This is a genomic window from Colwellia sp. 20A7 (assembly GCF_009832865.1).
Taxonomy (GTDB): Bacteria; Pseudomonadota; Gammaproteobacteria; order Enterobacterales; family Alteromonadaceae; genus Colwellia.
Genome location: NZ_CP047130.1, coordinates 528,996 through 555,184 on the forward strand (window position 1 = coordinate 528,996; position 26,189 = coordinate 555,184).

29 protein-coding genes are annotated in these 26,189 nt (G+C 35.8%); 17 read left to right on the forward strand and 12 right to left on the reverse strand.

What is annotated here, in order from left to right; genetic code table 11:
• Window positions 1-38: 38 nt before the first annotated feature.
• From ptsN to GQS55_RS02295, 9 genes are all read right to left on the reverse strand, one after another.
• Window positions 39-491, reverse strand: a complete 453-nt coding sequence (gene ptsN / locus GQS55_RS02255) for a PTS IIA-like nitrogen regulatory protein PtsN (protein WP_159817570.1) — start codon at window positions 489-491, stop codon at window positions 39-41.
• 17 nt (window positions 492-508) lie between these two features.
• The gene (gene hpf / locus GQS55_RS02260) at window positions 509-796 is read right to left on the reverse strand and encodes a ribosome hibernation promoting factor (protein ID WP_159817572.1); all 288 of its coding nucleotides are present in this window, start codon (window positions 794-796) and stop codon (window positions 509-511) included.
• A gap of 44 nt (window positions 797-840) precedes the next feature.
• Window positions 841-2,352 carry an RNA polymerase factor sigma-54 gene (locus GQS55_RS02265; RefSeq protein WP_159817574.1) on the reverse strand — a complete coding sequence of 504 codons (1,512 nt, stop codon included), beginning with the start codon at window positions 2,350-2,352 and terminating at the stop codon, window positions 841-843.
• 84 nt (window positions 2,353-2,436) lie between these two features.
• Window positions 2,437-3,201 (reverse strand): LPS export ABC transporter ATP-binding protein, encoded by a 765-nt coding sequence (lptB, locus tag GQS55_RS02270; RefSeq protein ID WP_159817576.1) that lies wholly within the window; start codon window positions 3,199-3,201, stop codon window positions 2,437-2,439.
• Window positions 3,182-3,736, reverse strand: a complete 555-nt coding sequence (gene lptA / locus GQS55_RS02275; RefSeq protein ID WP_159817578.1) for a lipopolysaccharide transport periplasmic protein LptA — start codon at window positions 3,734-3,736, stop codon at window positions 3,182-3,184. The genes lptB and lptA overlap by 20 nt, the downstream gene beginning before the upstream one ends.
• A 7-nt stretch (window positions 3,737-3,743) precedes the next feature.
• Window positions 3,744-4,379, reverse strand: coding sequence for an LPS export ABC transporter periplasmic protein LptC (lptC, locus tag GQS55_RS02280; protein ID WP_159817580.1), 636 nt, complete (start codon window positions 4,377-4,379; stop codon window positions 3,744-3,746).
• Entirely contained in the window at window positions 4,376-4,951 is a 576-nt protein-coding gene (gene kdsC, locus GQS55_RS02285; RefSeq protein ID WP_159817582.1) for a 3-deoxy-manno-octulosonate-8-phosphatase KdsC, read from the reverse strand. Before kdsC ends, lptC begins: the two co-directional genes overlap by 4 nt.
• A complete protein-coding gene (locus GQS55_RS02290; protein WP_159817584.1) occupies window positions 4,952-5,917 on the reverse strand; it encodes a KpsF/GutQ family sugar-phosphate isomerase in 966 nt (321 codons plus the stop codon).
• Window positions 5,918-5,943: 26 nt separating this feature from the next.
• The gene (locus tag GQS55_RS02295) at window positions 5,944-6,930 is read right to left on the reverse strand and encodes a calcium/sodium antiporter (RefSeq protein WP_159817586.1); all 987 of its coding nucleotides are present in this window, start codon (window positions 6,928-6,930) and stop codon (window positions 5,944-5,946) included.
• Between the two features lie 224 nt (window positions 6,931-7,154).
• Here GQS55_RS02295 and mlaF point away from each other — a divergent pair, with 224 nt between their 5' ends.
• From mlaF to GQS55_RS02360, 13 genes are all read left to right on the forward strand, one after another.
• Window positions 7,155-7,997, forward strand: a complete 843-nt coding sequence (gene mlaF / locus GQS55_RS02300; protein ID WP_159817588.1) for a phospholipid ABC transporter ATP-binding protein MlaF — start codon at window positions 7,155-7,157, stop codon at window positions 7,995-7,997.
• On the forward strand, window positions 7,997-8,773 hold the full coding sequence (gene mlaE, locus GQS55_RS02305) for a lipid asymmetry maintenance ABC transporter permease subunit MlaE (RefSeq protein WP_159817590.1): 777 nt from the start codon (window positions 7,997-7,999) through the stop codon (window positions 8,771-8,773). Before mlaF ends, mlaE begins: the two co-directional genes overlap by 1 nt.
• A 66-nt stretch (window positions 8,774-8,839) precedes the next feature.
• Window positions 8,840-9,310, forward strand: coding sequence for an outer membrane lipid asymmetry maintenance protein MlaD (gene mlaD, locus GQS55_RS02310; protein ID WP_159817592.1), 471 nt, complete (start codon window positions 8,840-8,842; stop codon window positions 9,308-9,310).
• A gap of 26 nt (window positions 9,311-9,336) precedes the next feature.
• Window positions 9,337-10,044, forward strand: coding sequence for an MlaC/ttg2D family ABC transporter substrate-binding protein (locus GQS55_RS02315; protein ID WP_159817595.1), 708 nt, complete (start codon window positions 9,337-9,339; stop codon window positions 10,042-10,044).
• Between the two features lie 35 nt (window positions 10,045-10,079).
• Entirely contained in the window at window positions 10,080-10,394 is a 315-nt protein-coding gene (locus GQS55_RS02320) for an STAS domain-containing protein (protein ID WP_159817597.1), read from the forward strand.
• Between the two features lie 30 nt (window positions 10,395-10,424).
• Window positions 10,425-10,676, forward strand: a complete 252-nt coding sequence (locus GQS55_RS02325) for a BolA family protein (RefSeq protein ID WP_159817599.1) — start codon at window positions 10,425-10,427, stop codon at window positions 10,674-10,676.
• 167 nt (window positions 10,677-10,843) lie between these two features.
• Window positions 10,844-12,121, forward strand: a complete 1,278-nt coding sequence (gene murA / locus GQS55_RS02330) for a UDP-N-acetylglucosamine 1-carboxyvinyltransferase (RefSeq protein ID WP_159817601.1) — start codon at window positions 10,844-10,846, stop codon at window positions 12,119-12,121.
• 236 nt (window positions 12,122-12,357) lie between these two features.
• On the forward strand, window positions 12,358-16,224 hold the full coding sequence (putA, locus tag GQS55_RS02335) for a bifunctional proline dehydrogenase/L-glutamate gamma-semialdehyde dehydrogenase PutA (protein ID WP_159817603.1): 3,867 nt from the start codon (window positions 12,358-12,360) through the stop codon (window positions 16,222-16,224).
• A 122-nt stretch (window positions 16,225-16,346) separates the two neighbouring features.
• A complete protein-coding gene (locus GQS55_RS02340; protein WP_159817605.1) occupies window positions 16,347-16,817 on the forward strand; it encodes a winged helix-turn-helix transcriptional regulator in 471 nt (156 codons plus the stop codon).
• 34 nt (window positions 16,818-16,851) lie between these two features.
• Window positions 16,852-17,694, forward strand: coding sequence for an HDOD domain-containing protein (locus GQS55_RS02345; RefSeq protein ID WP_159817607.1), 843 nt, complete (start codon window positions 16,852-16,854; stop codon window positions 17,692-17,694).
• Window positions 17,695-17,859: 165 nt separating this feature from the next.
• Window positions 17,860-19,284: a sodium-dependent transporter gene (locus tag GQS55_RS02350; protein WP_159817609.1), complete on the forward strand. Its 1,425-nt coding sequence runs from the start codon at window positions 17,860-17,862 to the stop codon at window positions 19,282-19,284.
• 118 nt (window positions 19,285-19,402) lie between these two features.
• Complete coding sequence (locus GQS55_RS02355; protein WP_159817611.1) at window positions 19,403-20,299, forward strand: class I SAM-dependent methyltransferase; 897 nt, start codon at window positions 19,403-19,405, stop codon at window positions 20,297-20,299.
• A gap of 182 nt (window positions 20,300-20,481) precedes the next feature.
• Window positions 20,482-20,640, forward strand: coding sequence for a DUF3012 domain-containing protein (locus GQS55_RS02360; protein WP_159817613.1), 159 nt, complete (start codon window positions 20,482-20,484; stop codon window positions 20,638-20,640).
• Window positions 20,641-20,695: 55 nt separating this feature from the next.
• On the opposite strand, the gene GQS55_RS02365 is transcribed toward GQS55_RS02360, so the two are convergent.
• Window positions 20,696-21,583 (reverse strand): DNA ligase, encoded by an 888-nt coding sequence (locus tag GQS55_RS02365; protein WP_159817615.1) that lies wholly within the window; start codon window positions 21,581-21,583, stop codon window positions 20,696-20,698.
• Window positions 21,584-21,691: 108 nt separating this feature from the next.
• Between GQS55_RS02365 and GQS55_RS02370 the strand changes: the two genes are divergently transcribed.
• Window positions 21,692-22,204 (forward strand): hypothetical protein, encoded by a 513-nt coding sequence (locus GQS55_RS02370; RefSeq protein ID WP_236559738.1) that lies wholly within the window; start codon window positions 21,692-21,694, stop codon window positions 22,202-22,204.
• A 145-nt stretch (window positions 22,205-22,349) separates the two neighbouring features.
• Here GQS55_RS02370 and GQS55_RS02375 read toward each other — a convergent pair whose 3' ends face one another.
• Window positions 22,350-23,093: a DUF3581 family protein gene (locus GQS55_RS02375; protein ID WP_236559739.1), complete on the reverse strand. Its 744-nt coding sequence runs from the start codon at window positions 23,091-23,093 to the stop codon at window positions 22,350-22,352.
• 100 nt (window positions 23,094-23,193) lie between these two features.
• The gene (locus GQS55_RS02380) at window positions 23,194-23,469 is read right to left on the reverse strand and encodes a GIY-YIG nuclease family protein (RefSeq protein ID WP_159817619.1); all 276 of its coding nucleotides are present in this window, start codon (window positions 23,467-23,469) and stop codon (window positions 23,194-23,196) included.
• A gap of 43 nt (window positions 23,470-23,512) precedes the next feature.
• Between GQS55_RS02380 and arfB the strand changes: the two genes are divergently transcribed.
• From arfB to GQS55_RS02395, 3 genes are all read left to right on the forward strand, one after another.
• Complete coding sequence (gene arfB / locus GQS55_RS02385) at window positions 23,513-23,926, forward strand: alternative ribosome rescue aminoacyl-tRNA hydrolase ArfB (RefSeq protein ID WP_159817621.1); 414 nt, start codon at window positions 23,513-23,515, stop codon at window positions 23,924-23,926.
• Between the two features lie 89 nt (window positions 23,927-24,015).
• Window positions 24,016-24,867: a DUF2797 domain-containing protein gene (locus GQS55_RS02390; RefSeq protein WP_159817623.1), complete on the forward strand. Its 852-nt coding sequence runs from the start codon at window positions 24,016-24,018 to the stop codon at window positions 24,865-24,867.
• A 103-nt stretch (window positions 24,868-24,970) separates the two neighbouring features.
• The gene (locus GQS55_RS02395; RefSeq protein ID WP_159817625.1) at window positions 24,971-25,816 is read left to right on the forward strand and encodes an HDOD domain-containing protein; all 846 of its coding nucleotides are present in this window, start codon (window positions 24,971-24,973) and stop codon (window positions 25,814-25,816) included.
• Window positions 25,817-26,189 lie beyond the last annotated feature (373 nt).

Genomic DNA, 26,189 nt, shown 5'->3' on the forward strand with positions numbered 1-26,189 from the left:
TAAATTTGACTGTGCAGGAATGTATTCCAACTTATTTTTTAAGCCGTTTGTTGAATAAGATCAAACATTTCTTGTTGGTTTGTACATTTACGCACTTTTTTAGCTGTTTTACGATCACTAAATAACTTGGCGATACTCTGTAATGTTTCTAAATGCGCTTGTGTATTACCCTCTGGTACAAATAGACAAATGAATATATCAACAGGTCTATTGTCAATTGCGTCAAAATCGATGGCTTGTTCAGTAGTTAAAAATACAGCGATGGCTTTGTCTGTATTGTTTAGTCTGCCATGAGGGATAGCGATACCATTGCCAATACCCGTACTGCCCATTTTTTCTCGATTCATTAAGCTATCTAACAAATCGGTTGGGTTAGAGTCGATTAGTTCATTGGCGGCAAGTTGGCAAATTAGTTCAAGTAAACGTTTTTTACTCTGAACTGGAACTGCACATCGCGTGCAGTTCAGTGTTAATATATTTTGTAGTGTCATAATTATAATTGATAAAGCTAATGTTGTGTTATTTTGCCTTTGTATTTAAGTACTTGGCGATCTAATTTATCTACCAAAGTATCTATCGAAGTATACATATCAGCACTCGCTGCTGAAGCATGAATTTCACTGCCTTTTAAATGTATGGTTGCTTCAGCTTTCTGCTCTAACTTTTCAATTGTAAGTACAACGTGAACATTATTGATGTGATCAAAATGTCGCTCTAATTTAGCGAATTTTGTGTCAACACAATCACGTAATGATGAAGTTACTTCTACATGGTGGCCAGTAAGGTTAATTTGCATAAGTATATCCTTCTCTAGTTAAGTTCAGAAAATAAAGTCGCTGGTTATAGTAAACTCTTTCGTTGATTTGACGGTGGTATAGATAAAGACTCACGATACTTAGCTATAGTGCGCCTTGCAACGTTAATTCCTTGCTGTGCTAGTAAATCTGCCATTTTGCTATCACTAAGCGGTTTAGCTGGTGTTTCGGCTAAAATGAGTTTTTTAATTAATGAACGTATGGCTGTTGATGAACATTCACCACCATTTTCGGTACTAACATGGCTTGAAAAAAAGTATTTTAATTCAAAAATACCTCTTGGCGTATGCATGTATTTTTGTGTTGTCACTCTAGATATAGTTGATTCATGCATATCTACAGCTTCAGCGATGTCATTTAAAACCATAGGTCGCATAGCTTCTGCACCATGCTCTAAAAAGCCTTGTTGACGTTGTACAATGCAGTTAGATACTTTGAGTAATGTGTCATTACGCGATTCTAAACTTTTAATAAACCATTTAGCTTCTTGCAAGTTTGTTCGAATAAATTGGCCATCATTACTCGAAGACTTTGTCGTTTTTGTCATGGCTGCATATTGCTGATTAACTGATAACTTAGGAGCAGTATCAGGATTTAATTCCACAACCCAACGACCATTTTTCTTTTCTACTGAAACATCAGGGATAACATATTGATCATCACTTTTAACAACAACGTCACCAGGACGAGGGTTTAAACTTTGTATTAAACGCATCACTTCGCGTAATTGATCTTCCTTAAGGCGTGTTTTACGCATTAATTGACGATAGTCACGATTCCCGAGCAAGTCAATATGTTCACTGATAATTAATTTACTTTCTTTTAAGTAGGGGGTTTCAGGATCAAATTGATTTAATTGAATAATTAAACAATCAGCAATTGAGCGAGCGGCAACACCAACAGGGTCAAAGACATTAATACGTTTTAATACTGCTTCAACTTCATCAAGTTCAAGCCCTTCTATACCAACACTTTCTAAAATTTCATCACTTGATACCGTAAGGTAACCAGCTTCATCAACGGCTTCTATAATGGCGATAGCAACAGTGCGATCGGTTTCTGAAAAAGGTGTTAACTCCATTTGCCATAAAAGGTGGTCTTGTATTGAATCGATTGTTTCACCTTGATAAGTGTAATCTTCACTTGGGCTACTAATTGCACCTGTATTTGACGTGCCAGCACTGTAACTCTCTTCCCAAGTTGTATCAATATTCAGCTCTTCTGGAATGTCATTTTTTTCCATCGCCTCAGTAGTGCTTATCTCATCAATAGAGGCGGATGAATCTTCACTCCCATCACTAGTAGATTGTTCAGCAATTGTGGCTGAAAATGCTTCTTCAAGTGTATTTCCACTGTCCTCTGAATTGTTATCTGAGGCTTCTTGATCATTAATTTCAAGCAGGGGATTACTTTCAAGTACTTCTTGAATTTCTTGTTGAAGCTCTAACGTTGATAACTGCAAAAGCTTGATCGCTTGTTGCAGTTGTGGCGTCATGGTTAGTTGTTGTCCTATCCGGAGTTGCAGAGTTGGGCGCATCTACGTTGTCTTAATTCCTGTTATTATTATTTATAGTTACTCACTTAGCGTAAGTATAGTATAGGTATTTATTATATGTGTTAACTATAGCGTGAATTGCTCGCCTAGGTATACATCTCTTACCTTTTGATTAGCAAGAATTTGATTAGAATCGCCTTCTGCTATTATTTCGCCGTGACTAACAATGTAAGCATGTTCACATACATCAAGCGTTTCACGAACATTGTGATCAGTAATTAGAATACCAAGACCACGTTTTTTAAGATGAATAATTATTTTTTTAATGTCACCTACTGAAATGGGGTCTACACCTGCAAAAGGTTCATCAAGCAATATGAATTGTGGATCTGCAGCTAAAGCACGGGCGATTTCTACGCGTCTTCTCTCCCCACCGGACAAGCTCATGCCTAAATTGTCTTTAATATGGCTGATATTAAATTCCTCTAGCAGGTGCTCTAATTTCATTTGCCTTTCATTTTCATTAAGGCCTTTTCTAATTTGTAATATTGCCATAATATTTTCAGTAACGGTCAGTTTTCTAAAAATAGATGCTTCCTGAGGTAAATAGCCAATACCTCGACGTGCACGTTCATGCATAGGCGCAAGTGTAACATCTTCGTCGTTAAGTATTATTTGACCATTATCATTAGGTACTAAGCCAACAATCATGTAAAAAGACGTGGTTTTTCCTGCACCATTAGGGCCTAATAACCCCACGATTTGACCTGAACTTACGGTTAAGCTAACGTTTTTAACAACTTTTTTGCTTTTGTAAGATTTTGATAGATTTTTGGCTATCAAAATCGAGTTGTTTATTTCGCTGTTATTTTTATTGCTTGTTACTGTCATTACTTTTCTTATCTTGTTGAGCTTTTATTTGAGCTGGCTGCAAAATAGTGGTGACTGAGTCATTATCACTACTGATGGCTTCTAATTTCTCATTTAATGTATTGTAAGTGATTATTTCACCTGTCACCTTACTACCCGCTTGCTGCACTTGTGCATTACCTGAAATGGTAATGATATTTTGATCTGGTTGATAGGTTATCTCATTAGCTTGTAGGCTTATTAAGCTGCCATCTTCTAGCTGCTGTTTGAAAACAGCGGGCTCACCCTTAGCAAGATAAGTATCGTATTTTTGTTGAGTTTTCTCATCAACTTGACTATAAACTTGGACAATGTCAGCAATAATAGAGATAGAACCTTGATTTATGCTTACGTCATCTAAATAGCTTGCTATTTTGTTTTTTAAATCGGCTGATTGACGTTTCGATTTAATAGTGATTTCTTGCGTGAGGTCTTTTTTGGCTGCACTTACGGGTAACGCTAACGTGAGTAGTAGTGAGCTTAGTAATAAACCTGTGCTAATTGTTTTAATTGTCATTAAGGGATTAACCATTCTTTTTTTTGTAAATAGTACGTACATGTTCGGTTAATGTCATCTGTTTAGTGTTTAAGTCAATTATCAAACCAGAGCCATACATAGTGAAGTCTTTTCCTTGCACCATTACTGTTTGGTCTGAGCTAATAATATTAGTATTTAAATCGAGCTCTAAATATTTACAATGTATTTCTTGTATTAAACTATTCTTATCGGTTGCACTTAAGTGTACTCGATGATTTAAAATAACCCTATTATTTTTATATAGCGTTGCTTCTTGAGCGCTAAGCTTCCAAGGTGAGTTTTTTGTTAAATCATCATTAGTTAAAGCTATATTCGGTAAGTCTGTACTTGTAGTATTTGCTTTTACTGATGATGTTTGGGGATACAAAGTGTACTTAGGTAATTCAAAGTGTGTCACCTCCAGCTTGGCATAGTGCTCCATTCTGTCGGCAATAATTGCATGTGAGAGAACCCCTGAATCGGTATAAATATCGGTTTTAAGTGCTTCAGCTATAAAGTCTGGCGTGAGTTCACTGTCAATTACTTCACCTGGTATTACTTTCGATTGTCGCCACTCAATTATACCGTAAACCGTTGCGGCTAATAACAATAATAAAAAAGCTAAAAAATTTGTTCGTGTCATACACTCGTGCCTGTAGCATCATCAAGAGTACCTTGAGATTGCATTATCAAGTCGCAAACCTCTCGCACTGCACCAAAGCCACCATTAATAAAGGTTATGTAATTAGCTTTTGCTGATACAGCCGGGTGGGCATCGGATACTGAAATACCTAAACCAACGTGTAAAATACATGCTAAGTCTGGGATATCGTCTCCTATATAGGCTATTTCGTCAGGTGTTAAATTAAGTTGTTGAGCTAAGGTCATTAGTGCAGGTAATTTATCTTCCTGTCCTTGTACTATATGTTTAACATTTAAAGCTGACATTCGGTTGGCTACAATGGCCGAGCGTCGACCTGTTATTATTGCAACTTCTACACCGCTACTGCCAAGTGCTTTTATACCAAAACCGTCTTTAGTATGGAATGCTTTGAGTTCTTCTCCGTCATTACCTAAATAAATACGACCATCAGAAAAAACACCATCAACATCACAAACGAGTAATTTTATTTTTTTTGCACGCTCTAATACATCTAGTGAAACATCCCCATAAAGTGTAGTAGAATTTTTAATAGTGTTAGTGATATTTTCCATTTAAAGAACTCCTGATCTTAATAAGTCATGCATGTTCATTGCACCAATAGGTATTTGTTTTTCATCAACAATAATTAAACCATTAATCTTTTTGTCTTCCATTATATTTAACGCTTGTGCTGCTAGCATATCTGCTTGAGCCATCGTAGGCGATTTATTCATAACGGTTGTTATATTGTCCTGATGAATATCAATTTTCAGATCAAGAATTCTACGTAAATCACCATCAGTAAATAAACCAACAAGTTGTTTATTTGCATTAACAACGCCGGTCATACCTAAACCTTTGAGCGACATTTCTACTAAGGCGTCTTTGATTAATGCGTCTTCTGAGATAATTGGTATACGATCGCCTTGATGCATAATATCACTCAAGCGTAGTAATAAGCGTTTTCCTAAACTACCACCGGGGTGCGATAAAGCAAAATCATCGGCGGTAAATCCGCGGGCATTAAGTAAGGCAACGGCAATAGCATCACCCATGACTAATGTGGCGGTAGTACTTGATGTAGGAGCTAACCCTAAAGGGCAGGCTTCAGTAGAGATTTTGATGCAAATATGCGTGTCAGCTAATTTTGCTAATGTAGAGTTGGTGTTACCTGTCATAGCGATGAGTGTTGCCCCAATGCGTTTGATGACCGGGATTATTGCAAGAACTTCTCCTGTTTCACCTGAATTAGAGATAGTTAGCACCACATCATCTTTAGTGATCATACCTAGGTCCCCATGACTGGCTTCACTAGGATGAACAAAAAAAGCAGGGGTGCCAGTACTGGCTAATGTCGCTGCTATTTTACCACCAATATGGCCGGACTTTCCCATACCAATGACGATAACACGCCCCTGGCAATTAAACATTAATTGACAAGCGTATTCAAAGTTATGATCAATATATTGTAGCAACTCTTTAATTGCTTGTTGCTCAATGTTGATTACGCTTCTAGCAAGTTCTTTAAAGTTCTTCATAGTTCTGCTTAAACTAATTATGTGTGCTAGTTAATTGTTGTTTGGCTAAAGAGTAATGCTTGATAGCCAAAAAAACACACGAGTAATAATGCACCTTTTATACGAGTAAGTCTAAAACACCCAGCTTTACGACTAAAACATAATAAAAAGAGTAAGCCTGTAATTGCCAGCATGATAGGTATGTCGCGAATTGATGCCTCAGGGTTTATTGGCCCTGGTGCGATGATCCCCGCAAAAGGTAATACAGCTAAAATATTGAATAGGTTTGAACCGACAATATTGCCCATAGCTAAATCGTCTTCTTTTTTTAATATACTTGCAATACTTGCTGCTAGTTCAGGTAAGCTTGTACCAATAGCAATAATAGTTAAACCAATAACAAGGTCACTAATACCATAAGCTTTTGCAATAAATATCGATGAATCAACAAGGAAGTGAGCACTTAATACTAATAAAATAATCCCTGTTATTAACCAAAATATAGACTTAGATGTGGTAGTTGCATCAGGTATGTCTTGTTCAGCTTCAATAATTAAAGGGTCGTCGACTTTGCTAGCTTTTCTTTGTCGAATGGCCTTAATTAATAAAATGGATATAAAGCCAAAAAAACTGACCATTAAAATAATACCTTCAGTGAAACTAAAGAAATTATCAGAAATCATCCAGTAGGCTACTAAAGAAAATATAAGTAAAAGAGGTAGCTCTTGTTTAATCGTAGAAGAGGAAACAATTAAAGGCTTTATTAAAACGCTAAGACCTAATACTAATGCTATATTGGTAATATTCGAACCGACCGCGTTACCAATAGCTGTGTCTGGGCTTCCTTGTAAGGATGCTGCTGCTGCAACCATCATTTCAGGGGCTGATGAACCCATGGCAACTATCGTTAAACCAATGATCATTGGTGAAACGCCGATATTCCTAGCTAATGATGAGGCGCCTAAAACAAATTTATCTGCACTCCACACGAGTACAGTAAGGGCAATTAATAATATTCCAACGTGTTCTAACATTTATGACTCCAGTTTTGAGGTGCAAATTGTCGCTGTTTGTAGCAGAAAAAAAAAGGAATTAATTCGATTAAAGGAAAATAAGCGATATAAAGCGCTAAAAATATACCTTTTTACATTTTCTAACACTTAATGAAACTTATTCCTCACTAAATTGTGAATTTTTAGTGAAGAATTTGAGGTGGTCAGGTAAAATCATTTCTAATTAATAAGGCATAATTAATAATATGATCGAAAACGAGAAGCATGAGAATTTAGTTGATATACATAATCTAACCTTTAAACGAGGTGAACGGGTTATTTATAATGATATTAGTTTGTCTATCCCTACAGGAAAAGTTACCGCAATTATGGGGCCAAGTGGTATTGGAAAAACCACCTTGTTACGCTTAATTGGTGGGCAGATTAAACCTGAATCTGGAAAAATATTATTTGCAGGTAATGATATTCCACAGCTTTCTCGAAAAAAATTATATGAAACACGTAAACGTATGAGCATGTTATTTCAAAGTGGCGCGCTTTTTACGGATATGAGTGTTTATGACAATATTGCCTTCCCTATTCGTGAACACAGCCAATTACCTGAAGCTATTATTGAAAAAATAGTGCTCATGAAACTTGAAGCCGTCGGATTACGTGGTGCAAGAGATCTACATCCTAATGAACTTTCTGGCGGAATGGCGCGACGTGTTGCATTAGCTCGTGCTATTGCGCTTGATCCTGAATTAATTTTATATGACGAACCTTTTGCGGGACAAGATCCAATATCTATGGGCGTTATTGTTCGCCTAATTCGCTCGCTAAGTGATGCTTTAGGTTTAACATCCGTGGTTGTATCACATGACGTGCCAGAAGTGATGAGTATTGCTGATTATATTTATATTATTGCCGAGCAAAAAATTATTGGTCAAGGAACCCCTGATCAAATTAGAAATCATGACTCCTTGTTAGTTAAACAATTTGTGCAAGGCGAGGCCGATGGCCCAGTGCCTTTTCATTTTGAAGCGCCTAATTATCAAAATGAATTAATTAAAGATTCAAATGCGTTAAGCGAAAGAGGAAAACGTTGATGAATCAATTACAGCTATTAGGTCGAAATACTTTAGCGTTAATTAGCGGATTAGGGCGAGCTGTTATTGTCTTATTTTCTGCTTTATTACATATTCCTAATATTCGTAAAGGAACGCCCTTATTAATACACCAGCTTTATAGTATTGGTGTTATGTCGTTAGTTATCACGGTTGTTTCTGGTGGCTTTATTGGCATGGTCTTAGCGTTGCAAGGCTATACTATTTTGGTGAGTTATGGTGCGGAAGCAAGTCTTGGACCAATGGTTGCTCTCTCTTTATTGCGTGAACTAGGCCCTGTCGTTGCCGCATTATTATTTGCCGGCCGAGCTGGCTCAGCATTGACTGCTGAAATAGGTTTGATGAAAGCAACCGAACAGTTATCAAGTTTAGAAATGATGGCAGTTGACCCTTTACGTCGCGTGATTGCGCCACGATTTTGGGCCGGCTTTATTAGTTTACCTCTGTTAGCCGCGATATTCTCAATGGTTGGCATATTAGGAGCTCATTTAGTTGGCGTTGATTGGTTAGGTGTTGATGCCGGTACTTTTTGGTCTGTTATGCAGGCTCAAGTAGATTTTAATAAAGATATTTTAAATGGTATTATCAAAAGTGTAGTTTTTGCTTTTGTTGTTACTTGGATTGCTGTTTATAAAGGATTTGATTGTGAACCTACCTCTGAAGGTATTTCAAGGGCCACAACTTCAACTGTGGTACAATCATCGTTATTAGTATTAGCACTAGATTTTGTTTTAACGGCATTGATGTTTGCAAGGTAGTATTGATTCTGAATACCGACTTTGTTTTGTGTTTTAAGTAAATTTTAAAGGCGTTTGGTGAAAGACATGTTGTCAAAAAAAATAGAGTTAATGGTAGGCTTTTTTGTTGCTTTAGGTATTGCTGCATTACTTATGTTGGCATTAAAAGTCGCTAACAGTGGTATGTCGGGTGGAGGTGAACATTATAACCTTTTTGCCAAGTTTGATAATATCGGCGGATTAAAAATACGTTCTCCTATAAAAGTAGGTGGCGTTGTCGTTGGTCGTGTTAGTGATATATCCCTTGATGAAACAGATTATACACCTATAGTTACATTAGAAATCTACAGTAAATATAACCAATTCTCAGAAGCTACGTCAGTTGCTATTTTAACTGCAGGTTTACTGGGTGAACAATACATAGGTCTACAGCCAGGCTTTATGATTGAATCTTTAGATATTCTTCAACCAAATGATTTTATTGAAGATACCAAGCCTGCTTTAGTTTTAGAAGAATTAATAGGGCAGTTTTTATTTAGCCAAGGAAGTGGTGATTAGTAATGAAAGAGGAGAGCGTCAATAAAATGATAAATTTAAAAACCACATTATTTCTAGCGGCTATTTTATCTTGTTTATCAGTACAAAGCACTTTTGTATATGCTGCTGAACAAGCAACTAACATAGAAGATGATGAAGCAGAAGAGTCTATAGATCCGTCTCGTATTTATGTTGATAAAAAAGACCCTTATTTAATGATAAAGGAAGTTGCTGGTAATACCTTCAAACGTTTTGCTGATGAGCAACGAGCAATAAAGGCTAATCCAAATATAATTAAGAATATTGTTCGTGAAGAATTGATGCCTTACATTAACTATCAATACTCAGCATTTAAAGTTATTGGTAAGCATTTAAAGAATACTACTGAGCAAGAAAGAAAAGAGTTTGTCCCTGTGTTTAGAGAGTACTTAATCACTTCTTACGCACAAGTTTTTACTTTATATGATAATCAAGCGGTTGAATTTGCGCCGGCTAAAGATTTTTCAGATAATAAAATTGTAGCAGTAGATACGCGTATTATTATGTCAGGAAGAGATAATATTGATGTTTCATTCAAAGTAAGAAAAAATAGAAAAACAGATGAATGGAAAGCCTTTGATATGATAGCAGAAGGTGTTAGTTTACTGGACAGTAAACAGGCGGAACTCGGCGGTGTTATTCGTCAAAAAGGCTTGCCTCATGTGACAGAGCTATTAAGAGAGAAAAGCGAGCGGGATATTGTTTTTAAAGAATAATCCGCAAGTAAAAAATATTAAAATAACCTCGGTAAATGGCGACAGAATTTGTGGATAAAATTACGTTAAATATTACTAAAGATAATGGGGTGTTAGTCGGTGAGCTAACGCGACAAACAGTGATGCAAATATCTAAAAAAAGTATTAAGCAGATCATTACCCAACAATCTTCAGTGATAGACTTACAACAAGTTACTCGAATTGATACGGCAGGGCTTGCTTGGCTTTTCTATTTATTAGAACAAGCGAATAGCAGTAGATGTCAGTTATCTTTTAGTAATATTCCAGAAAAACTCAATAAATTAATTAGCTTAAGTGGTGTTGAAGGCTTTTTGCCTTTAAATACGTAGAGCTAAGAATACCAGATTAAGGAATACCCTTTGGAAGTAATAGATATAGAAAAATTGATAAATGACGCCCTAGAGCTTGATGAACTATTGGTGAAGTTTGATGGTTCACAATGTAGTGTTGTTGCCGTTGCGGATATGTTTGGTGAATTGTCTCGTGTTAAACGTCAACAAGTTGTTTTTTCAGCACTCGCTGGTGCTATTAAAGATGGCAGTATTCATGCAGTGACAGTAAAAACTTTTACTACTGCACAATGGCAACGAGATAAATTGTTCAATATGTAAGAGTACTGCCTAATGCAATTAGTCATAGTTGTATTCAAACGTAAGATCAAACAATTAAATTTTCTAGCACGCTACAGTGCCGATGAGACAAATTGTTTAATAAGTAAAGGCATGCAATACTAGTTAAGTATTTATCCATTCATTTTTTAAGTAAGAAGTAAGACATTTTGGACGCATTTAAAGTTATTGGTGGTAAGCCACTACATGGTGAAGTCACTATCTCTGGGGCTAAAAACGCCGCACTCCCTATTTTGATGTCAGCGCTGTTATCAAAAACACCTATTGTTTTTAGTAATGTACCTAAGTTAAATGATATTTTAACGACAGTAAAATTATTAGGTCAACTAGGTGCTAAGACACAATGGTTAGCTGAAGACAAATTAGAAATAGATGCGAGTAATATCACTCAGTGTTGTGCTCCTTATGATCTCGTTAAAACGATGAGAGCCTCTATTTTGGTGCTTGGTCCATTGCTTGCTCGTATGGGACATGCTGAAGTTTCATTGCCTGGAGGTTGTGCTATTGGTGCTCGTCCTGTGAATTTGCATATTCAAGGCTTAAAAGCGATGGCTGCCGATATAGACGTAGAAAATGGCTATATTGTTGCGAATAAAGAAGGTCGTTTAGTTGGCGCTAATATCTTTATGGATGTTGTTAGTGTTACCGGCACTGAAAATTTAATGATGGCTGCTGCTTTAGCTGATGGCACAACTGTTATTGAAAATGCCGCGCAAGAACCTGAAATTGTTGACCTAGCTAACTGTTTAATTAGTATGGGAGCAAAAATTTCTGGTGCAGGTACTAATACGCTAACCATTGAAGGTGTCAGCGAATTATGCGGTAGTGAATATAGTGTGATGCCTGATCGAATTGAAACTGGTACTTTTCTTGTGGCCGCTGCGGTTACTCAAGGAAAAGTAAAATGTGTAAATACAGATTCAAGTGGTTTAGAAGCCGTATTATCTAAGCTTACAGAAGCGGGTGCTACAATTACCATAGGTGAAAATAGTACAGGTGAAGAGTGGATTGAGTTAGAAATGACTCAAAAACCAAAAGCTGTGAGTGTTAAAACTGCCCCACATCCTGCATTTCCAACGGATATGCAAGCGCAATTTATGACCTTGAATGTACTAGCTCAAGGGACAGCGACGGTAATAGAAACTATTTTTGAAAATCGATTTATGCATGTACCTGAATTACAAAGAATGGGAGCAGACATCACTCTTGAAGGTAATACTGCAATTGTGAAAGGTGTTGATTCATTAAATGGTGCGCAAGTTATGGCAACAGATTTACGTGCATCTGCAAGTTTAGTGATTGCTGGTCTTGTCGCAAAAACACCGACTCAAGTTGACCGCATTTATCATATCGATCGTGGTTACTTAAAAATAGAAGACAAACTACAAGCCTTAGGTGCAGATATCACCCGTATTCATATTAATTAATTTACTGACACTACAGCAAAAACGTTATTGATTTTATTGTAGTAAAATTAAAAATATATAAAAGCCAGATTTTACGTAGAACTTTCTACTGTGAATTCTGGCTTTTGCAGTATTATAAATGGCGTAACTTCAAAAATAACCAACACATTCTGTTGTTTTACTATTAGAATGCGCCTCGAAATTTGTTTACTATAATCAAGACAGAAATACTCTGTTTGCTTTGTTGAGGTTCGCCAATGCTATTTACTGGTTCATTTAATACGGATTGCACAATTCGTCAGAAAATTCGTGAGTTTTACCGCATAGATGAAAATATTGCTGTAGACCATATTTTACCATTTGCAGAGGTAAATGTGAGTGCGCGAAGTCGTGCTTGGGAACGTGCCCGTAAAATGGTATTGCAAATTCGTCAAGACCAAGAAGGTAATGGTGCTATTGATGCACTATTAAACGAATACTCGTTATCTTCAGATGAAGGTGTTGTTTTGATGTGCTTGGCTGAAGCTCTTTTACGAGTGCCTGATAAGCATACACAAGATGTATTGATACGTGACAAAATATCACAAGGTCAATGGAGTACGCATTTAGGAACAAGTGATTCTATTTTTGTTAATGCGTCTTCTTGGGGTCTATTAATCACAGGCTCTATGGTTGATTACGCTGATAAACGTAAACAAGATAAATTTGGTTTATTGAAAAAAACTATTGGCCGTTTGGGCGAACCTGTTATTCGTAAATCGATGAACTACGCCATGAAAATTATGGGTAAGCAGTTCGTAATGGGAGAGACTATCAAGGAAGCGACTGTACGCGCTGCCACTAAAGAGCAGCAAGGCTATGTCTATTCTTACGATATGCTAGGCGAAGGTGCTCGTTCAATGGCTGATGCTGAGCGCTATTTGAAGTCATATCAAGATGCTATTGAAGAAATTGGCAAAGTTGCGCTTGCTTCAGGTAAAAATGATCCACGCCGTGTTCCTGGTATTTCAGTAAAATTATCTGCTATTCATCCTCGTTATGAGTTTACTCATCAAGCGCGTGTGATGGATGAAATTGTTCCTAAATTAAAGGCTCTTTGTTTACAAGCTAAACGCTATAATATTGGCTTAACTGTTGATGCCGAAGAATCTGAACGATTAGATATATCACTTGATATTATTGAAGCCGTTTTTACTGATACAGAGCTTGGTGATTGGCAAGGGTTTGGTATTGCATTACAAGCTTATCAAAAACGCGCAATGTTTGTTGTTGATTGGTTAAGAGAACTAACACTTAAAACAAATCGTCGTATGATGGTTCGTTTAGTTAAAGGCGCTTATTGGGATACAGAAATTAAAAATGCTCAAAAAGATGGCATGACCGATTTCCCTGTATTTACCCGTAAATCTTCGACTGATGTTTCTTATCATGCTTGTGCGAATAAGTTACTTGATTATCGTGATAGTATATACCCGCAATTCGCTACGCATAATGCCTATACAGCAGCAACAATTGTTGAACTTGCCGGTGAAGATAAAAATGGTTTTGAGTTCCAATGCTTACATGGCATGGGAGATTCTTTATATGACCAGATAGTATCTCAAGAAAGTATTCAATGCCGAATTTATGCGCCTGTTGGGCATCATGAAGACTTGTTGGCTTATTTAGTGCGTCGTCTATTAGAAAATGGGGCTAACTCTTCTTTTGTGAACGCAATTGTTGATGAATCACAACCTGTAGAGTCTTTACTTGAAGATCCCGTAGAGAAAACACAGCGCTTAAAAGATAGATACAATGGGCAAATTATGATGCCTATTGATCTTTATCGAAATGAAAATAAGAAAAAATTAAGTATCCCAATTGATAGTCGTGATAACTCAAAAGGGCTCGATCTAACTGATATTCCTACTATTACTGATTTAAAATCAGCATTAGATAATTGGTTTGTTGATAACCTGCTGAATAAGAATGATGTACCTGAAGGTGCCGAGGCGGTTAGAAACCCTGCTAATCATAGTGAAATCATAGGTTTCCATTATCTTCATACGAAAGAAGAAATGTTAACAATGATCGATCAAGCTGAGAATGCTTTTGTAACTTGGTCGCAAACACCAGTAAAAGATCGTGCAGACTTATTATGCCGTATCGCTGATATCTTAGAGCGACATATGGATGAGTTGATTGCCTTGTGTATTAAAGAAGCAGGTAAGGTTGCTCAAGATGGTATTGATGAGGTGCGTGAAGCTGTTGATTTTTGTCGATATTATGCTGCCCGTGCGATAGAGCAAAGTGAAGATGAAAGGCTTGAACCTCGTGGTGTTGTATTATGTATTAGTCCTTGGAATTTTCCTTTAGCAATATTTTTAGGGCAAGTTGCCGCCGCTATTGTTACCGGTAATACCGTATTAGCAAAATCAGCAGAACAAACGAGTCTTATTGCTTTACGTACTATTGAGTTAATGCAATCAGTGGGATTACCTCAAGATGTTGTACAGGTTGTTTTAGCTCGAGGTAGTGATGTAGGCAGCATAATAGTGCCTGATGAAAGAGTTGCTGCGATTATGTTTACAGGCTCGACTGAAACAGGAACGCGAATTTCTCAAACATTAGCAGAGCGAGGAGGCGATCAAGTTCCATTGATTGCTGAAACAGGTGGACAGAACTGTATGATAGTTGATTCTACTGCTTTACCAGAGCAAGTAGTTGATGATGTCATTTCTTCTGGTTTTCAATCAGCAGGTCAACGTTGTTCAGCTTTAAGAGTCTTGTTTTTACAAGAGGATATTGCTGATGGTGTCATTACTATGCTTAAAGGTGCTTTAGCTGAATTACATGTTGGTAATCCGGCCAAGCTAAGTACTGATGTTGGCCCGGTCATTGATCAAAAAGCACTTGATGCGCTTAATGCTCATAGTGATTATATGGAAAGTAATGGCACTCTTTTATATCAGTGCGAGTTATTTGGGGGCGATAATGGCGCAGATATTAAGCCTGAAGATGGTCACTTCTTCTTTGCACCACGCTTGTATGAAATTAGTGATATTAATGTTTTAACCAAAGAAGTTTTTGGTCCTTGTGTTCATGTTATTCGTTTTAAAGGTGAGGAAATAGAAGACGTTATTGAAAAGATTAATGGTACCGGCTTTGGTTTAACCATGGGTATTCATACGCGTATAGAGCATAGAGCGATTGAACTAGCTAAATTATCACGAGCAGGTAATGTTTATATTAATCGCAATATCATTGGTGCAATTGTAGGTGTACAACCTTTTGGTGGGCGAGGCCTTTCAGGCACAGGTCCTAAAGCTGGTGGTCCTAATTATCTTTCACGTTTAGTTGTTGAAAAAGCAACACCTGATGAGGAAAAAATTCATTTATTACCTGCGCAAGCACTTGCTTTAACCGGAGATGAAGTAACGCAATTACAAGCTGATACTTTTATGGATATAGCGGATGATGCACAGAAAAAATGGCGTTTAACTGATTTAAATACCCGTATTTCTCATGTAAGGCAATTGCTTGCAAAAATTGCGCATGTTGAAATTGTGGATGACCTAGCAGAGAACTTGAATCGCACTTTAGCTGCGGCTCGTGATCAGTTAATCAATATTGAAAAACGCATGAAGAAACCACAAGAGCTACCAGGGCCTACAGGTGAATCTAATATAATTTATTTAGAAAACCGTGGGAGCCTTATTTGTTTTGCTGACGATAATGTAAGTTTTCATTTTTGGGTAATGTCTGTTGTTACGGCATTAGCAACCGGTAATACGGTAATATCAGTGGTATCTGATTTGTATTATGAAGAAGCATTAGCTTTTAGAGATAAATTTATTTCTACTGGGGCAGATGTGGGTATTTTACAAGTTGCGAAACTACATCATTTAGAAGCTATGTTAGCTCATGATGTACTTGCGGGTGTTGTAGTTGATAGTAGCTGTGACTTAAAACATTATATGAGTGAAAAGCTTTCTCAACGTAGTGGGGCTATTTTGCCGGTTATTACTTCAGAATATTTTGATAATCTAATTCAACGTTTATTGACTGAAAAAACCATTAGTATTGATACTACCGCGTCAGGTGGTAATACATCATTAATGACTTTAGTTGAAGAGGATGACTAAGAGCGATTAACATATTAATATCTAAAAAGGCGAAACCCTATGGTTTCGCCTTTTTTATTTCTTATCCGTTTAATCTATGGCATTATTTCTTTTACTCACTATAAATTGTGGTACTTTGGATAATGACCAAAATAAAACCCTTAGATCGTGTCGATATTGCTATTCTAAAAGCACTTCAGTCAAACGGTCGTATTACCAATGTCGAATTAGCAAAAAAAGTTAATTTAAGTGCAAGTCCATGTTTAGATAGAGTTAAGCGCTTAGAAGAAGGGGGGTATATAAAACACTACGGTGCTTTTTTAAGTGCTCAAAAGCTTGGCTATGGTATGACAGCCTTTATACAAGTTACTTTAGACAGAACCACGGCAGATGTTTTTAAATTATTTAAAAAAGAAGTGGTTAAAATCAAAGAAATTGTAGAATGTCATTTAGTAGCAGGTGGCTATGATTATTTACTAAAAACACGATTTTCTGATATGGAAAGTTATCGTTTAATTTTAGAAAAAGTTGCTGGATTACCTGCAATATCACAAACTCATACCTATATGGTTACAGAACATATTAAAGAAGATAGTGGTGTACCATTTAAATAACTAACTATCAAAATTGATTTAAAAAAGGGTTACTATGAACGCATATGAATATGCACTTCAAGCAAATGGTTCTTTTGCTTTGCCTGATGCATGCTTTAAAGTTAAAGCACTCATGGAAGATGAAAACTCAGTTATTACTGATTTTGCCGATGTTATCAGTATTGATCCATCGATGACATCTAGGTTACTACAGCTTGCAAATAGCGCTATTTATAATTTCCCAGGGGAAATCAGTACAATTTCGCGGGCAATTACTATTATTGGTACGCAAGCCGTATATAATATGATGCTAGTGGATTTGGCCGGATCTGCTTTTAAACACTTTGAAAACCAAGCTATTAATTTACAACGTTTTTGGCGTATGAGTATTTATTGTGGTTTAGCTGCTAGAGGTTTAGCGATTAAAGCTGGTGTGAAAGATATTGAACGTTTATTTGTTGCGGGTCTATTACAGAATTTAGGTGAATTATTAGTTGCTAAAATTACACCTGAAGTTGCACAACACTGTGAACAATATAATCGCGATAATTTACCTTGGGTATTACAAGAATTAGCACTAGGTTATACTTATACTGATGTTTCAGCGGTGTTACTTAAAATTTGGCAGTTACCAGAAAAGATTATTATTCCTATTCGTCACTTCCATAAAGCACAAAGCCATCAAATTAATAATGATGTGAAAATCTTAAATTTGGCATCAAGACTCGCTTTACTTGATAGCCATAGCGATCTTTTTGAATTTGATGAATTGGTTGATGAGTCTTTATGCCAAAGCTTAAAATTAAGTAAAGCGGATATTGAGCAAGTGATTGAGGTAGTGTCAGAGGATGCGGGAAGTATTTTAACAGTAATGAATCCGAAGTTGTTTTCTAGATAAGTTGGCAACGATTGTTGAATAGAGCAGTGGATAAAATACTATACACTTATTGATATTGTATGCTGAGCTTAAAAGAGACAAGCGCAAGAAAGCTTGTTAGCATCGAATGGTTTTAAAAAATTAAAATAAGAATATAAAAAGTATAAAAATAAGTGAAGGACATTTATGAGTACATCTAGAGAACATTTTAGTTCCCGTATTGGCTTTATTCTTGCTGCGGCAGGCTCTGCTGTAGGTATTGGGAATTTGGTTGGCTTTCCTGTTAATGCAGCTAAAAATGGCGGAGGAGCATTTTTAATTTTGTATGCGATATTCGTTTTTTTAATTTGTTTACCTGTCATGATTGCAGAAATGGCTGTTGGTCGAAAAACAGCAAAAGAACCTGTGGGAGCATATAAATCTTTAAGTAATAATAGTACTCTGTGGGGAGCCGCAGGCTTTTTAGGTGTTCTAACGCCTTTTATGATTGCTGTATTTTATATGGTTATTACAGTATGGATATTTGGCTATATTGTTATAACGCTTTCAGGAAACTTAGACTATTTAGCGAGTGGTAATGGTTTTGGCGAATTTATTAACAGCCCATACTTATTTGTCGCTATGGCTGTTGTTGTTGCCATCGTAAACTTTATTTTGGTTGCAGGCGTTAAAGATGGTATTGAAAGAGCAGCTAAAGTATTAATGCCGACCTTGTTCTTTATGTTAATCATCATGGTTATTTTTGTTTTAACATTGGACAATGCAATAGCCGGCATTGAATTTTTCTTGATTCCTGATATCAGTAAAATAACGCCTAGTGTTATTAATGGTGCATTGTCGCAGGCATTCTTTTCACTTTCATTAGGTATGGGGATATTAATCACCTATGGCTCGTATATTGATAATAAAACCAATATTCCCAACTCAGCAAAATTAGTGGCAATTACTGATACTGGTGTAGCCTTTGTCGCGGGCTTAATGATTTTACCGGCAGTTTTTTCATTTAACCCTAATATAAACCCAAGCGAATTAAGTGATAGTTCGGTCTCATTGATCTTCACTTTCTTACCTAAAATATTCTTAGCGTTGCAAACCTCAATAGGCTATGTAGGAGCAAGCTCTGTTGCGGCGTTCTTTTTTCTATTAGTCTTTTTTGCCGCAATTACGTCATTAGTTTCTATTATCGAAGTTCCTGTCTCTTACCTGGTAACAGAAAAAAATCATAGCCGTAAAAAAGCTTTGTCTATTTTGTTGATGACAGCAGGCGTATTAACTGTTTTTGCTACTATCTCATTTGGCATGGTTACTTTCTTTACCGAGTTTACCTCCTATGCGGGAGAGAATAAGTCTTTCTTTGACATTGTTTACGATGTTTTTTATGACACAATATTACCACTTAATGGCTTCTTGCTGTGTGTATTTGTTAGCTATCGCTGGAAAGCAAAGAATTTATCTCAGCATTTAAGTATCGGTAATGATAAATATATTGGCTCTTGGGTGGAAAAATATATCAATTTTTCATTAGGAACGTTTATCCCTGCTATTGTGTTGATTATATTCATTAATACCGTTGCACAAAAGTTCTTTAGTGTGAGTCTATTTGGCTTTTAATTTAACATTTCAATCCGTAAATTTTTACAAGTAACATGTTAATCGCTGAGCCGGGCAATGGTATTATTGCTCGGCTTTATTCTTTAAAAAACACTCTACATAAATTAAGTTATTTCCTATGATTGAACACATTAACCCAGCCGACTTTACTGATTGTCAGCGCATTTTTCATGGTCGTGGGCATGCTTACGAGAACTTGTCACATGTGAATGTTGATTGGTTATCACCTGTTATATTAATAACACTATATGAGGCTGTTGATGAGTTATGGCTATTAACACAAGCAAAAGCATTACAACAATTAACAGATGAATGTCGAAGCGTACAAATACAGCGTCGGTATGAAAAATTTGCACCAACACAGGTTTTATTAGGTGAGGCGATTGATAGCACGATTGTTACTGAAAATAGCCTTTCTTATCATATCGAATTCGGCAAAGCGCAAAATAGCGGTTTATTTTTAGATATGGCTAATGGTCGTTCTTGGGTTAACCAACAGGCAGCGGGTAAAAATGTACTTAATTTATTTGCTTATACTTGTGCTTTTTCTGTAGCGGCAACTGCAGGGGGGGCAAGTAAAGTTGTCAATATTGACTTAAGTAAGTCGTCATTAAGTAAAGGTCGAGAAAATCACCAATTAAATAAGTTAGCAAAAAAAGAAGGTAAACAAGTCGTTTTTGAAGGTGTAGATATTTTTAAATCAAATAGTCGTATCAAAAAGTATGGAAAATATGACCTATTAATTTGTGATCCACCATCATTTCAAAAGGGTAGTGTTAATATTGAGCGTGATTATACCAAGATCATTCGTAGAATTCCACAATGGATGAACGAAGGTGCTCAGTTATTGTTATGTTTAAACTCTCCAGATCTTGATGAACATTTTTTAAAAAAAGAAGTAGCAGAGGCGTGCCCTGAGTGTGTGTTTGAACAACGTATAATGAACCCTGTTGTTTTTAAAGAGGCCCATGAAGGCAAAGGGCTTAAGGTCTTATTATTTTCATATCGTCCATAAGCGTATATAAAAATATACGAGTATATAACCAGTATGATAGTGTGATTTTATTCATTTAATTCTCCTTAAATAAAGGATAACTCATTAGTGTTAATGTTAATTTTTTGTAAACAAGTGTTGCAAGATATTTCGAATGGCGTTATGTTTACTTCTTTATAAATAAATTTAATGTGGATATTCAAATGAAAAAAGTTATCGGTTTATTATCAGTTGTTTTCTTACTTAGTGCTTGTTCTCCTAAAGTAGGAAGTGAAGATTGGTGTGCAGACATGAAAGAAAAAGATAAAGGTAGCTGGACAGCAACAGAAACTAAAGATTTTGCAAAGCACTGCATCTTCTAAAATAGCTTCTTATATTATTGAGGGCAATTAGTTGAAATTTAGCAGCTAATTGTTCTTATTTCTCTATTAATTCCTCTTCTACTTCTGTATTTCTTATACGAAAAAATCTTGCAAATCTTGGTATTCCTGCTTTAGTTTTACCATTATATTTATAGGTAATCGTATCGCCTATTTTAGGTGGATTAGCACGCTCATAATCACTAAACCCGGAACCAATCTTAAAAACAATACCTGTCGCTGTTCTTACTTTTATTGCACCTAGCATTCCTTGATATTTACCTTTCCCATCAATATAAGTGATAACGGTTGCTTCATCATGTTGATCTTTTTTCAGCTTCATTATGTTATTCGTTCTTCCTACATGATAATAAGCACTGCCTTTATGTATCATCAAGCCTTCACCTTGGTTGAATGTAATGCTATTAAGGGTATCATCGAGTTGCTGATTACTTGTTAATTTGAATTGCTTAATCATGTCTAAGTGTTTGGATGATGTCCTATTTGTTATGGTTTGCATCGATTTTATACGCTCAGTGAATGTTCCTGGATGTTTGGGAAGGTCAAAAATCATAAAACGCACATTACGCCAACAAGCTTCATCAATCTTAATCTTTCTTACACAGGATACTGTGCTTTGAAACTGCTCTCTACCTATCCATAGTTCGCCATCGATAGCTGTTGTGGGCCAATTTTTAGTAAACCAAGTAGGACTATGTATAATATTACCTTGGCGGGTTACTAGTTGTTGCCCGTTCCAATAACCTCGCATGCCATCTAACTTTTCAGAAATCCAGTATTGGTTGATATTTTCTACTGCTTTATAGCTTGTCGCATGCTGAATTTCAGGTTTAGAATGTGTGGGGTTGTAGGCATAAGCAGGTATAAATAAGAGTGCGTAGGAAAATAAGTATACTAAAAGTTTTGTCATTGTGAATGGCAGCATTATTAACATCCATGTTTTTTGATTTCTATTATTTATTTAATAATAGACTAAAATATAGACTATTATTAAATAAATAATTACACCACAATATTCAAGGAATGAATGTTTATGCGACAATTAAAATCCGTGTTAATAGCGAGCATTATTTTTGGCTTTTCTCCCGTCACATTAGCAAAGAAACATTGTGACCCTTTATTAGAGAAACTTCATCATATCCAGTCGTTACAACGAATTCCTTATTCAGTCAAAGAGGGAATAAGCTTACGAAAACGTGAAGATACGGCTAGGAAGCGTTGGTGGCAATGTGAAAAAGGTAGTAGTAAGAAAAAAATTAAGCAAACAAAAAAAGTAACGAAGAACAAAAACAGTACTTTAAGTTCGAAATTGAATGATGCTAGCGAAATAAAAAATAAAGGTGCTAACGTGGCAACGTCTTTTAAAAGTAGTAATGCCATCATTATAAAATCAAAATACCAAGGAGATAAACAGCAAGCATGGCTTAAATACTATCAGCAACCAGATAAGTGTATAAAGCCTAAAAGTTTACCTGCTTTTGCTGCTTGTATTGAAAACAAGCAAGCTCAACGAGAGAGTTTTGAAAACCAGTATAATAATCAATAATTTGATAAAAGAGAATATTACTTTTATAGTGTTTGCCGTTACTGTAACCCGAACTCAATTTAGTGGTAAATTCGGGAGTACATTAAACGTGACGAGGCTATCTCTGTTATAGGCGTTTTGGTTTATTGGTAATTAATTGCGATTGTTAATTTTTATAGCAATAATTTTGTTTGTTATCTTTGTATTGTGCAACCATGTCATCAATACTTGTTTGACAATATTCACGTAAGCCACTTAATAACATGTGTTTTTTACCGTGACCAACGACTTCACCTTCGCTGATTAAATCAAACTCTAACCAAGCATCACCGCGCTTTGCTTCAATAGTTAAACTGGTTTGAGCAAGTTGTAACGAAAGGCTTGTTATATCTAGTCGGTTGAGGCTTATTTTCATGCATTGATACATAACCATTGGACGTGCAGGGTTAATCATTACATTCTTTTCTGCCATTAACTTTACCAAAATGTCAGGAAAAGTATCACCAGAAAAGTCTACATAGGCTTTTGTTAATGCATTAATAAGCGATGGGCAGTGAGTTACTTCTCCACTCGCTTCTACTGTTAAATAAGTTTTATCTTTGTCATCAACTACATCAAAACAATTATTTATTTCGTTAGGGAAGGTTAGCGCGATATTATCATTTACCATCCCTGAAAAATTAAAGCTCATTTCTTTATGTAACCCTGCTTTCGCAATGATCACTGAGAATAATAAGTCACCAGGAACGCAAAAGCGTTTAGCTTCAATATTATGCAGCGGATTAAAATCATCAGCTACTTGCTTAGCAAAATCACTCGCTTGTTGGCGAGTAAAACTAATAATTTCGTTATCAATAGGGCAGTATTGCTCAATAAACATAGCTTTTTTAGGCAGATCTTTTTCAGACATTAGTAATCACTTGATTTACAAAAAACGAGGCATTCTAACAGTAATTAATAAGTTTTATCGAAAAAAAAGAAGTAATACCAACTAAGCAGACCTCTATAATTCATTCATTTGAATCACGGTAAGTACTAACTAATTGCTCTTTCTGATTCTTTGTTAACTTCTTGAGTTGATATTCTCGTTTACTTGCAATACTTTTATTTTCCGATTTTTCAATAAATACAAGTGTTACAGGGCGTTTTGCCCTAGTATATTTAGCACCAAGCTTGGTATAATTATGCTCATGCAGGCGACGGTCTATATTGGTAGTTATACCTGCATATAAGCTATTGTCATTACAACGCAAGAAATATACAAACCAAGTTTGTGCTGTATTCATGAAAATTACTAATAAAATTGATATAAACCTATGGTAAATAAAAGTGTTAGAGATATCAAATAATGTAAGTTTAGCGGATTGGGAAATAGAATTAAGTGCAATTCGTTCAATGGGCAACGGTGGACAGCGAGTAAATAAAGTTGCTACTGCTATTCACTTACGTTTCGATATCACTAAATCATCTTTACCAGCTGTTTATAAAGAGCGGCTATTAGCCTGTAAAGATAGTCGTATTTCTAAAGATGGAGTGATTATTATTAAAGCTCAATCTTTCCGCACACAAGAAATGAATAAAGAAGACGCGTTAAAGCGTTTAAAGGAATTAGTGATTGGTGCGATGACAGTACAAAAAAAACGACGTCCAACTAAACCCACAAAAGGCTCTGTTCAGCGAAGATTAACGACTAAAGCAAATAAAAAAACAGTTAAGCAGACTCGTCAGAAAGTTAAATTTTAAAGTCTCTTATTTTTAAGAGCGCTTTAATAAAAAATAATTCTAGTAGTACATAGAAAGTCCTGTATCAAAAATAATATAAGAGAGTAAAAATGCCCATTTCAGCAATAGGTGCAGTGGAAAAGCTGACTGCAAAACTTGATAGCAATAATATTGTTCAATATAAGCTCCCCTTAGCCGCTATCGATGAAAATGGAGAGCAACAGAGTATTGCCTTGAATCCGCTTATTGGTAGAAAATTAACGTTAGTTTTTCATAGCATGATCGCTTGTAAAAACTGTGGTAAAGCAACTAAAAAAAGCTACTCGCAAGGCTTTTGTTATCCTTGCATGGCTAAACTTGCCCAATGTGATATGTGTATTATGAAACCTGAAACCTGTCACCATCACTTAGGTACTTGTCGAGAGCCAGAGTGGGGAGAGAAGCATTGTATGGTCGATCATTATGTTTACTTATCAAATACTTCGGGTTTGAAGGTAGGTATCACGCGTCATACACAAATACCCACGCGTTGGATCGATCAGGGAGCAACACAAGCATTACCTCTTTTTAAAGTGAGAACTCGCTTACAGTCGGGACTTGTTGAAACTGCCTTAGCTGAATTAGTCAGTGATAAAACTAATTGGCGTGCTATGCTTAAAGGTAGTAATGAACCGATTGACTTGAAAGCACAAGCGAAAGTGTTAGTACCACAAATAGCTGATAGATTGGCTGAAATAAAGCTTAAATATGGTGAAGAATCTGTACAGCAACTAGATGAACATGTGGTTAATATCGTTTTTCCTGTGAGCCAATATTTAACGAAAATTAGTTCTTTTAACTTTGATAAAACATCAACAATATCAGGTATATTACTAGGTATTAAAGGGCAGTATTTGATTTTTGAAGAAGGCGTTATTAATATGCGTAAATTTTCATCATATCAAATAACTGCTGAGTATTGATTTGTTGCCAATTTTTTTTCAATGTGTGCTAAATTCTAACTTATACTTTATTTATTAAAAGATAAATAAAGTCATACAAATAAACTGGACCGGAAAACTTTTTATGACAGTTACTGAATATGCTAATCAAATGGATAAAATCTTTGTTTTATCTGATTCATTTATTCGTATCAAAGAACTAATTGATGATGAGTCTTCAACTATAGATGATATCAGCGATGTAATTATTATTGATCCTGCATTAACAGGAACAATTTTAAAACTTGCTAACAGCGCACTTTTTAATTATCCAGGAAAAATAGACACTATCTCTAAAGCGGTATTAGTTTTGGGGATTACTGAAGTCTATAATCTTGTGATAGCACATTTTACTACCAAAGCATTTAAATCAATGAGCACGGATTCCGTTTATTTAGATAGCTTTTGGCAAGAAAGTGTTGATTGTGCTTTGTTGATTAAATTTCTAGGATGTAGCTTAAACCTTCCTAATGGTGAACGATTATTCATTTTAGGTATGTTACATAATCTGGGTGAGTTGATAGTTAAACGAGTATCTCCTGATAAAGTGTTGCAGTGCGAAAATATTGATAATGGCAAGCTACCTTGGGATAACCAACGTGAAATTTTAGGTTTTACCTATGGGGAGTGTGGAGCTGAATTATTAAAACAGTGGCAGCTACCTTATAATATTGTGTCGCCTATTCGTAATCAAGACCAAGAAGATTTCAATATCATAAATACTGAAACTCAATTACTTTATATTTCGAAGCGAATTATGATTCATCAAAAGCTATTGAAGACGAATAGTCAAAATGAAATGATAAATGAATTACACTTACCATCTTTTGGTATCGATGATGATATGTTATGTATGGCGCTTGGTTATTGTGATTTAGAACGTTTAGGTATTTTATCAGTGTTAAGCCCATCAGCAGTGACTATTTATTAAAGGGAAGATCATAGGCTAAGTGTAGCTCTTAAAATAAGTCGTGTTAAGTCATAAAGGCGTAATAGCATGTTTACGAAGAGCGTGCTCTTGTTGTGCATAGGGGAAATAAACCAGGGCAGGTACTCGATTGAGTAATAGTTGTTTATTAACTTTGAGGGCAACGCAGGCATGAAGCCTTTTAACTAGTATGAAAAGATAGTAATTTATACTAATCTCACCAACAATGTGATCATTTCTACTTGCTAAAATCACCTACTACATCGTTATTTATTTAATAATTAGAACAACTAGCCTTTGCAGTATAGGTCTAGTTGACACAAATTTAAGACATAAAAAAAGCGAGTTATCTTTTAGATACTCGCTTTTTTTTGTG

Bases quoted from the DNA above. Each gene is read 5' to 3' on its own strand.
- ptsN (WP_159817570.1), bottom strand. From the start codon at position 491: ATGACACTACAAAATATATTAACACTGAACTGCACGCGATGTGCAGTT.
- hpf (WP_159817572.1), bottom strand. From the start codon at position 796: ATGCAAATTAACCTTACTGGCCACCATGTAGAAGTAACTTCATCATTA.
- GQS55_RS02265 (WP_159817574.1), bottom strand. From the start codon at position 2,352: ATGCGCCCAACTCTGCAACTCCGGATAGGACAACAACTAACCATGACG.
- lptB (WP_159817576.1), bottom strand. From the start codon at position 3,201: ATGACAGTAACAAGCAATAAAAATAACAGCGAAATAAACAACTCGATT.
- lptA (WP_159817578.1), bottom strand. From the start codon at position 3,736: ATGACAATTAAAACAATTAGCACAGGTTTATTACTAAGCTCACTACTA.
- lptC (WP_159817580.1), bottom strand. From the start codon at position 4,379: ATGACACGAACAAATTTTTTAGCTTTTTTATTATTGTTATTAGCCGCA.
- kdsC (WP_159817582.1), bottom strand. From the start codon at position 4,951: ATGGAAAATATCACTAACACTATTAAAAATTCTACTACACTTTATGGG.
- GQS55_RS02290 (WP_159817584.1), bottom strand. From the start codon at position 5,917: ATGAAGAACTTTAAAGAACTTGCTAGAAGCGTAATCAACATTGAGCAA.
- GQS55_RS02295 (WP_159817586.1), bottom strand. From the start codon at position 6,930: ATGTTAGAACACGTTGGAATATTATTAATTGCCCTTACTGTACTCGTG.
- mlaF (WP_159817588.1), top strand. From the start codon at position 7,155: ATGATCGAAAACGAGAAGCATGAGAATTTAGTTGATATACATAATCTA.
- mlaE (WP_159817590.1), top strand. From the start codon at position 7,997: ATGAATCAATTACAGCTATTAGGTCGAAATACTTTAGCGTTAATTAGC.
- mlaD (WP_159817592.1), top strand. From the start codon at position 8,840: ATGTTGTCAAAAAAAATAGAGTTAATGGTAGGCTTTTTTGTTGCTTTA.
- GQS55_RS02315 (WP_159817595.1), top strand. From the start codon at position 9,337: ATGATAAATTTAAAAACCACATTATTTCTAGCGGCTATTTTATCTTGT.
- GQS55_RS02320 (WP_159817597.1), top strand. From the start codon at position 10,080: ATGGCGACAGAATTTGTGGATAAAATTACGTTAAATATTACTAAAGAT.
- putA (WP_159817603.1), top strand. From the start codon at position 12,358: ATGCTATTTACTGGTTCATTTAATACGGATTGCACAATTCGTCAGAAA.
- GQS55_RS02340 (WP_159817605.1), top strand. From the start codon at position 16,347: ATGACCAAAATAAAACCCTTAGATCGTGTCGATATTGCTATTCTAAAA.
- GQS55_RS02345 (WP_159817607.1), top strand. From the start codon at position 16,852: ATGAACGCATATGAATATGCACTTCAAGCAAATGGTTCTTTTGCTTTG.
- GQS55_RS02350 (WP_159817609.1), top strand. From the start codon at position 17,860: ATGAGTACATCTAGAGAACATTTTAGTTCCCGTATTGGCTTTATTCTT.
- GQS55_RS02355 (WP_159817611.1), top strand. From the start codon at position 19,403: ATGATTGAACACATTAACCCAGCCGACTTTACTGATTGTCAGCGCATT.
- GQS55_RS02360 (WP_159817613.1), top strand. From the start codon at position 20,482: ATGAAAAAAGTTATCGGTTTATTATCAGTTGTTTTCTTACTTAGTGCT.
- GQS55_RS02365 (WP_159817615.1), bottom strand. From the start codon at position 21,583: ATGCTGCCATTCACAATGACAAAACTTTTAGTATACTTATTTTCCTAC.
- GQS55_RS02370 (WP_236559738.1), top strand. From the start codon at position 21,692: ATGCGACAATTAAAATCCGTGTTAATAGCGAGCATTATTTTTGGCTTT.
- GQS55_RS02375 (WP_236559739.1), bottom strand. From the start codon at position 23,093: ATGTCTGAAAAAGATCTGCCTAAAAAAGCTATGTTTATTGAGCAATAC.
- GQS55_RS02380 (WP_159817619.1), bottom strand. From the start codon at position 23,469: ATGAATACAGCACAAACTTGGTTTGTATATTTCTTGCGTTGTAATGAC.
- GQS55_RS02390 (WP_159817623.1), top strand. From the start codon at position 24,016: ATGCCCATTTCAGCAATAGGTGCAGTGGAAAAGCTGACTGCAAAACTT.
- GQS55_RS02395 (WP_159817625.1), top strand. From the start codon at position 24,971: ATGACAGTTACTGAATATGCTAATCAAATGGATAAAATCTTTGTTTTA.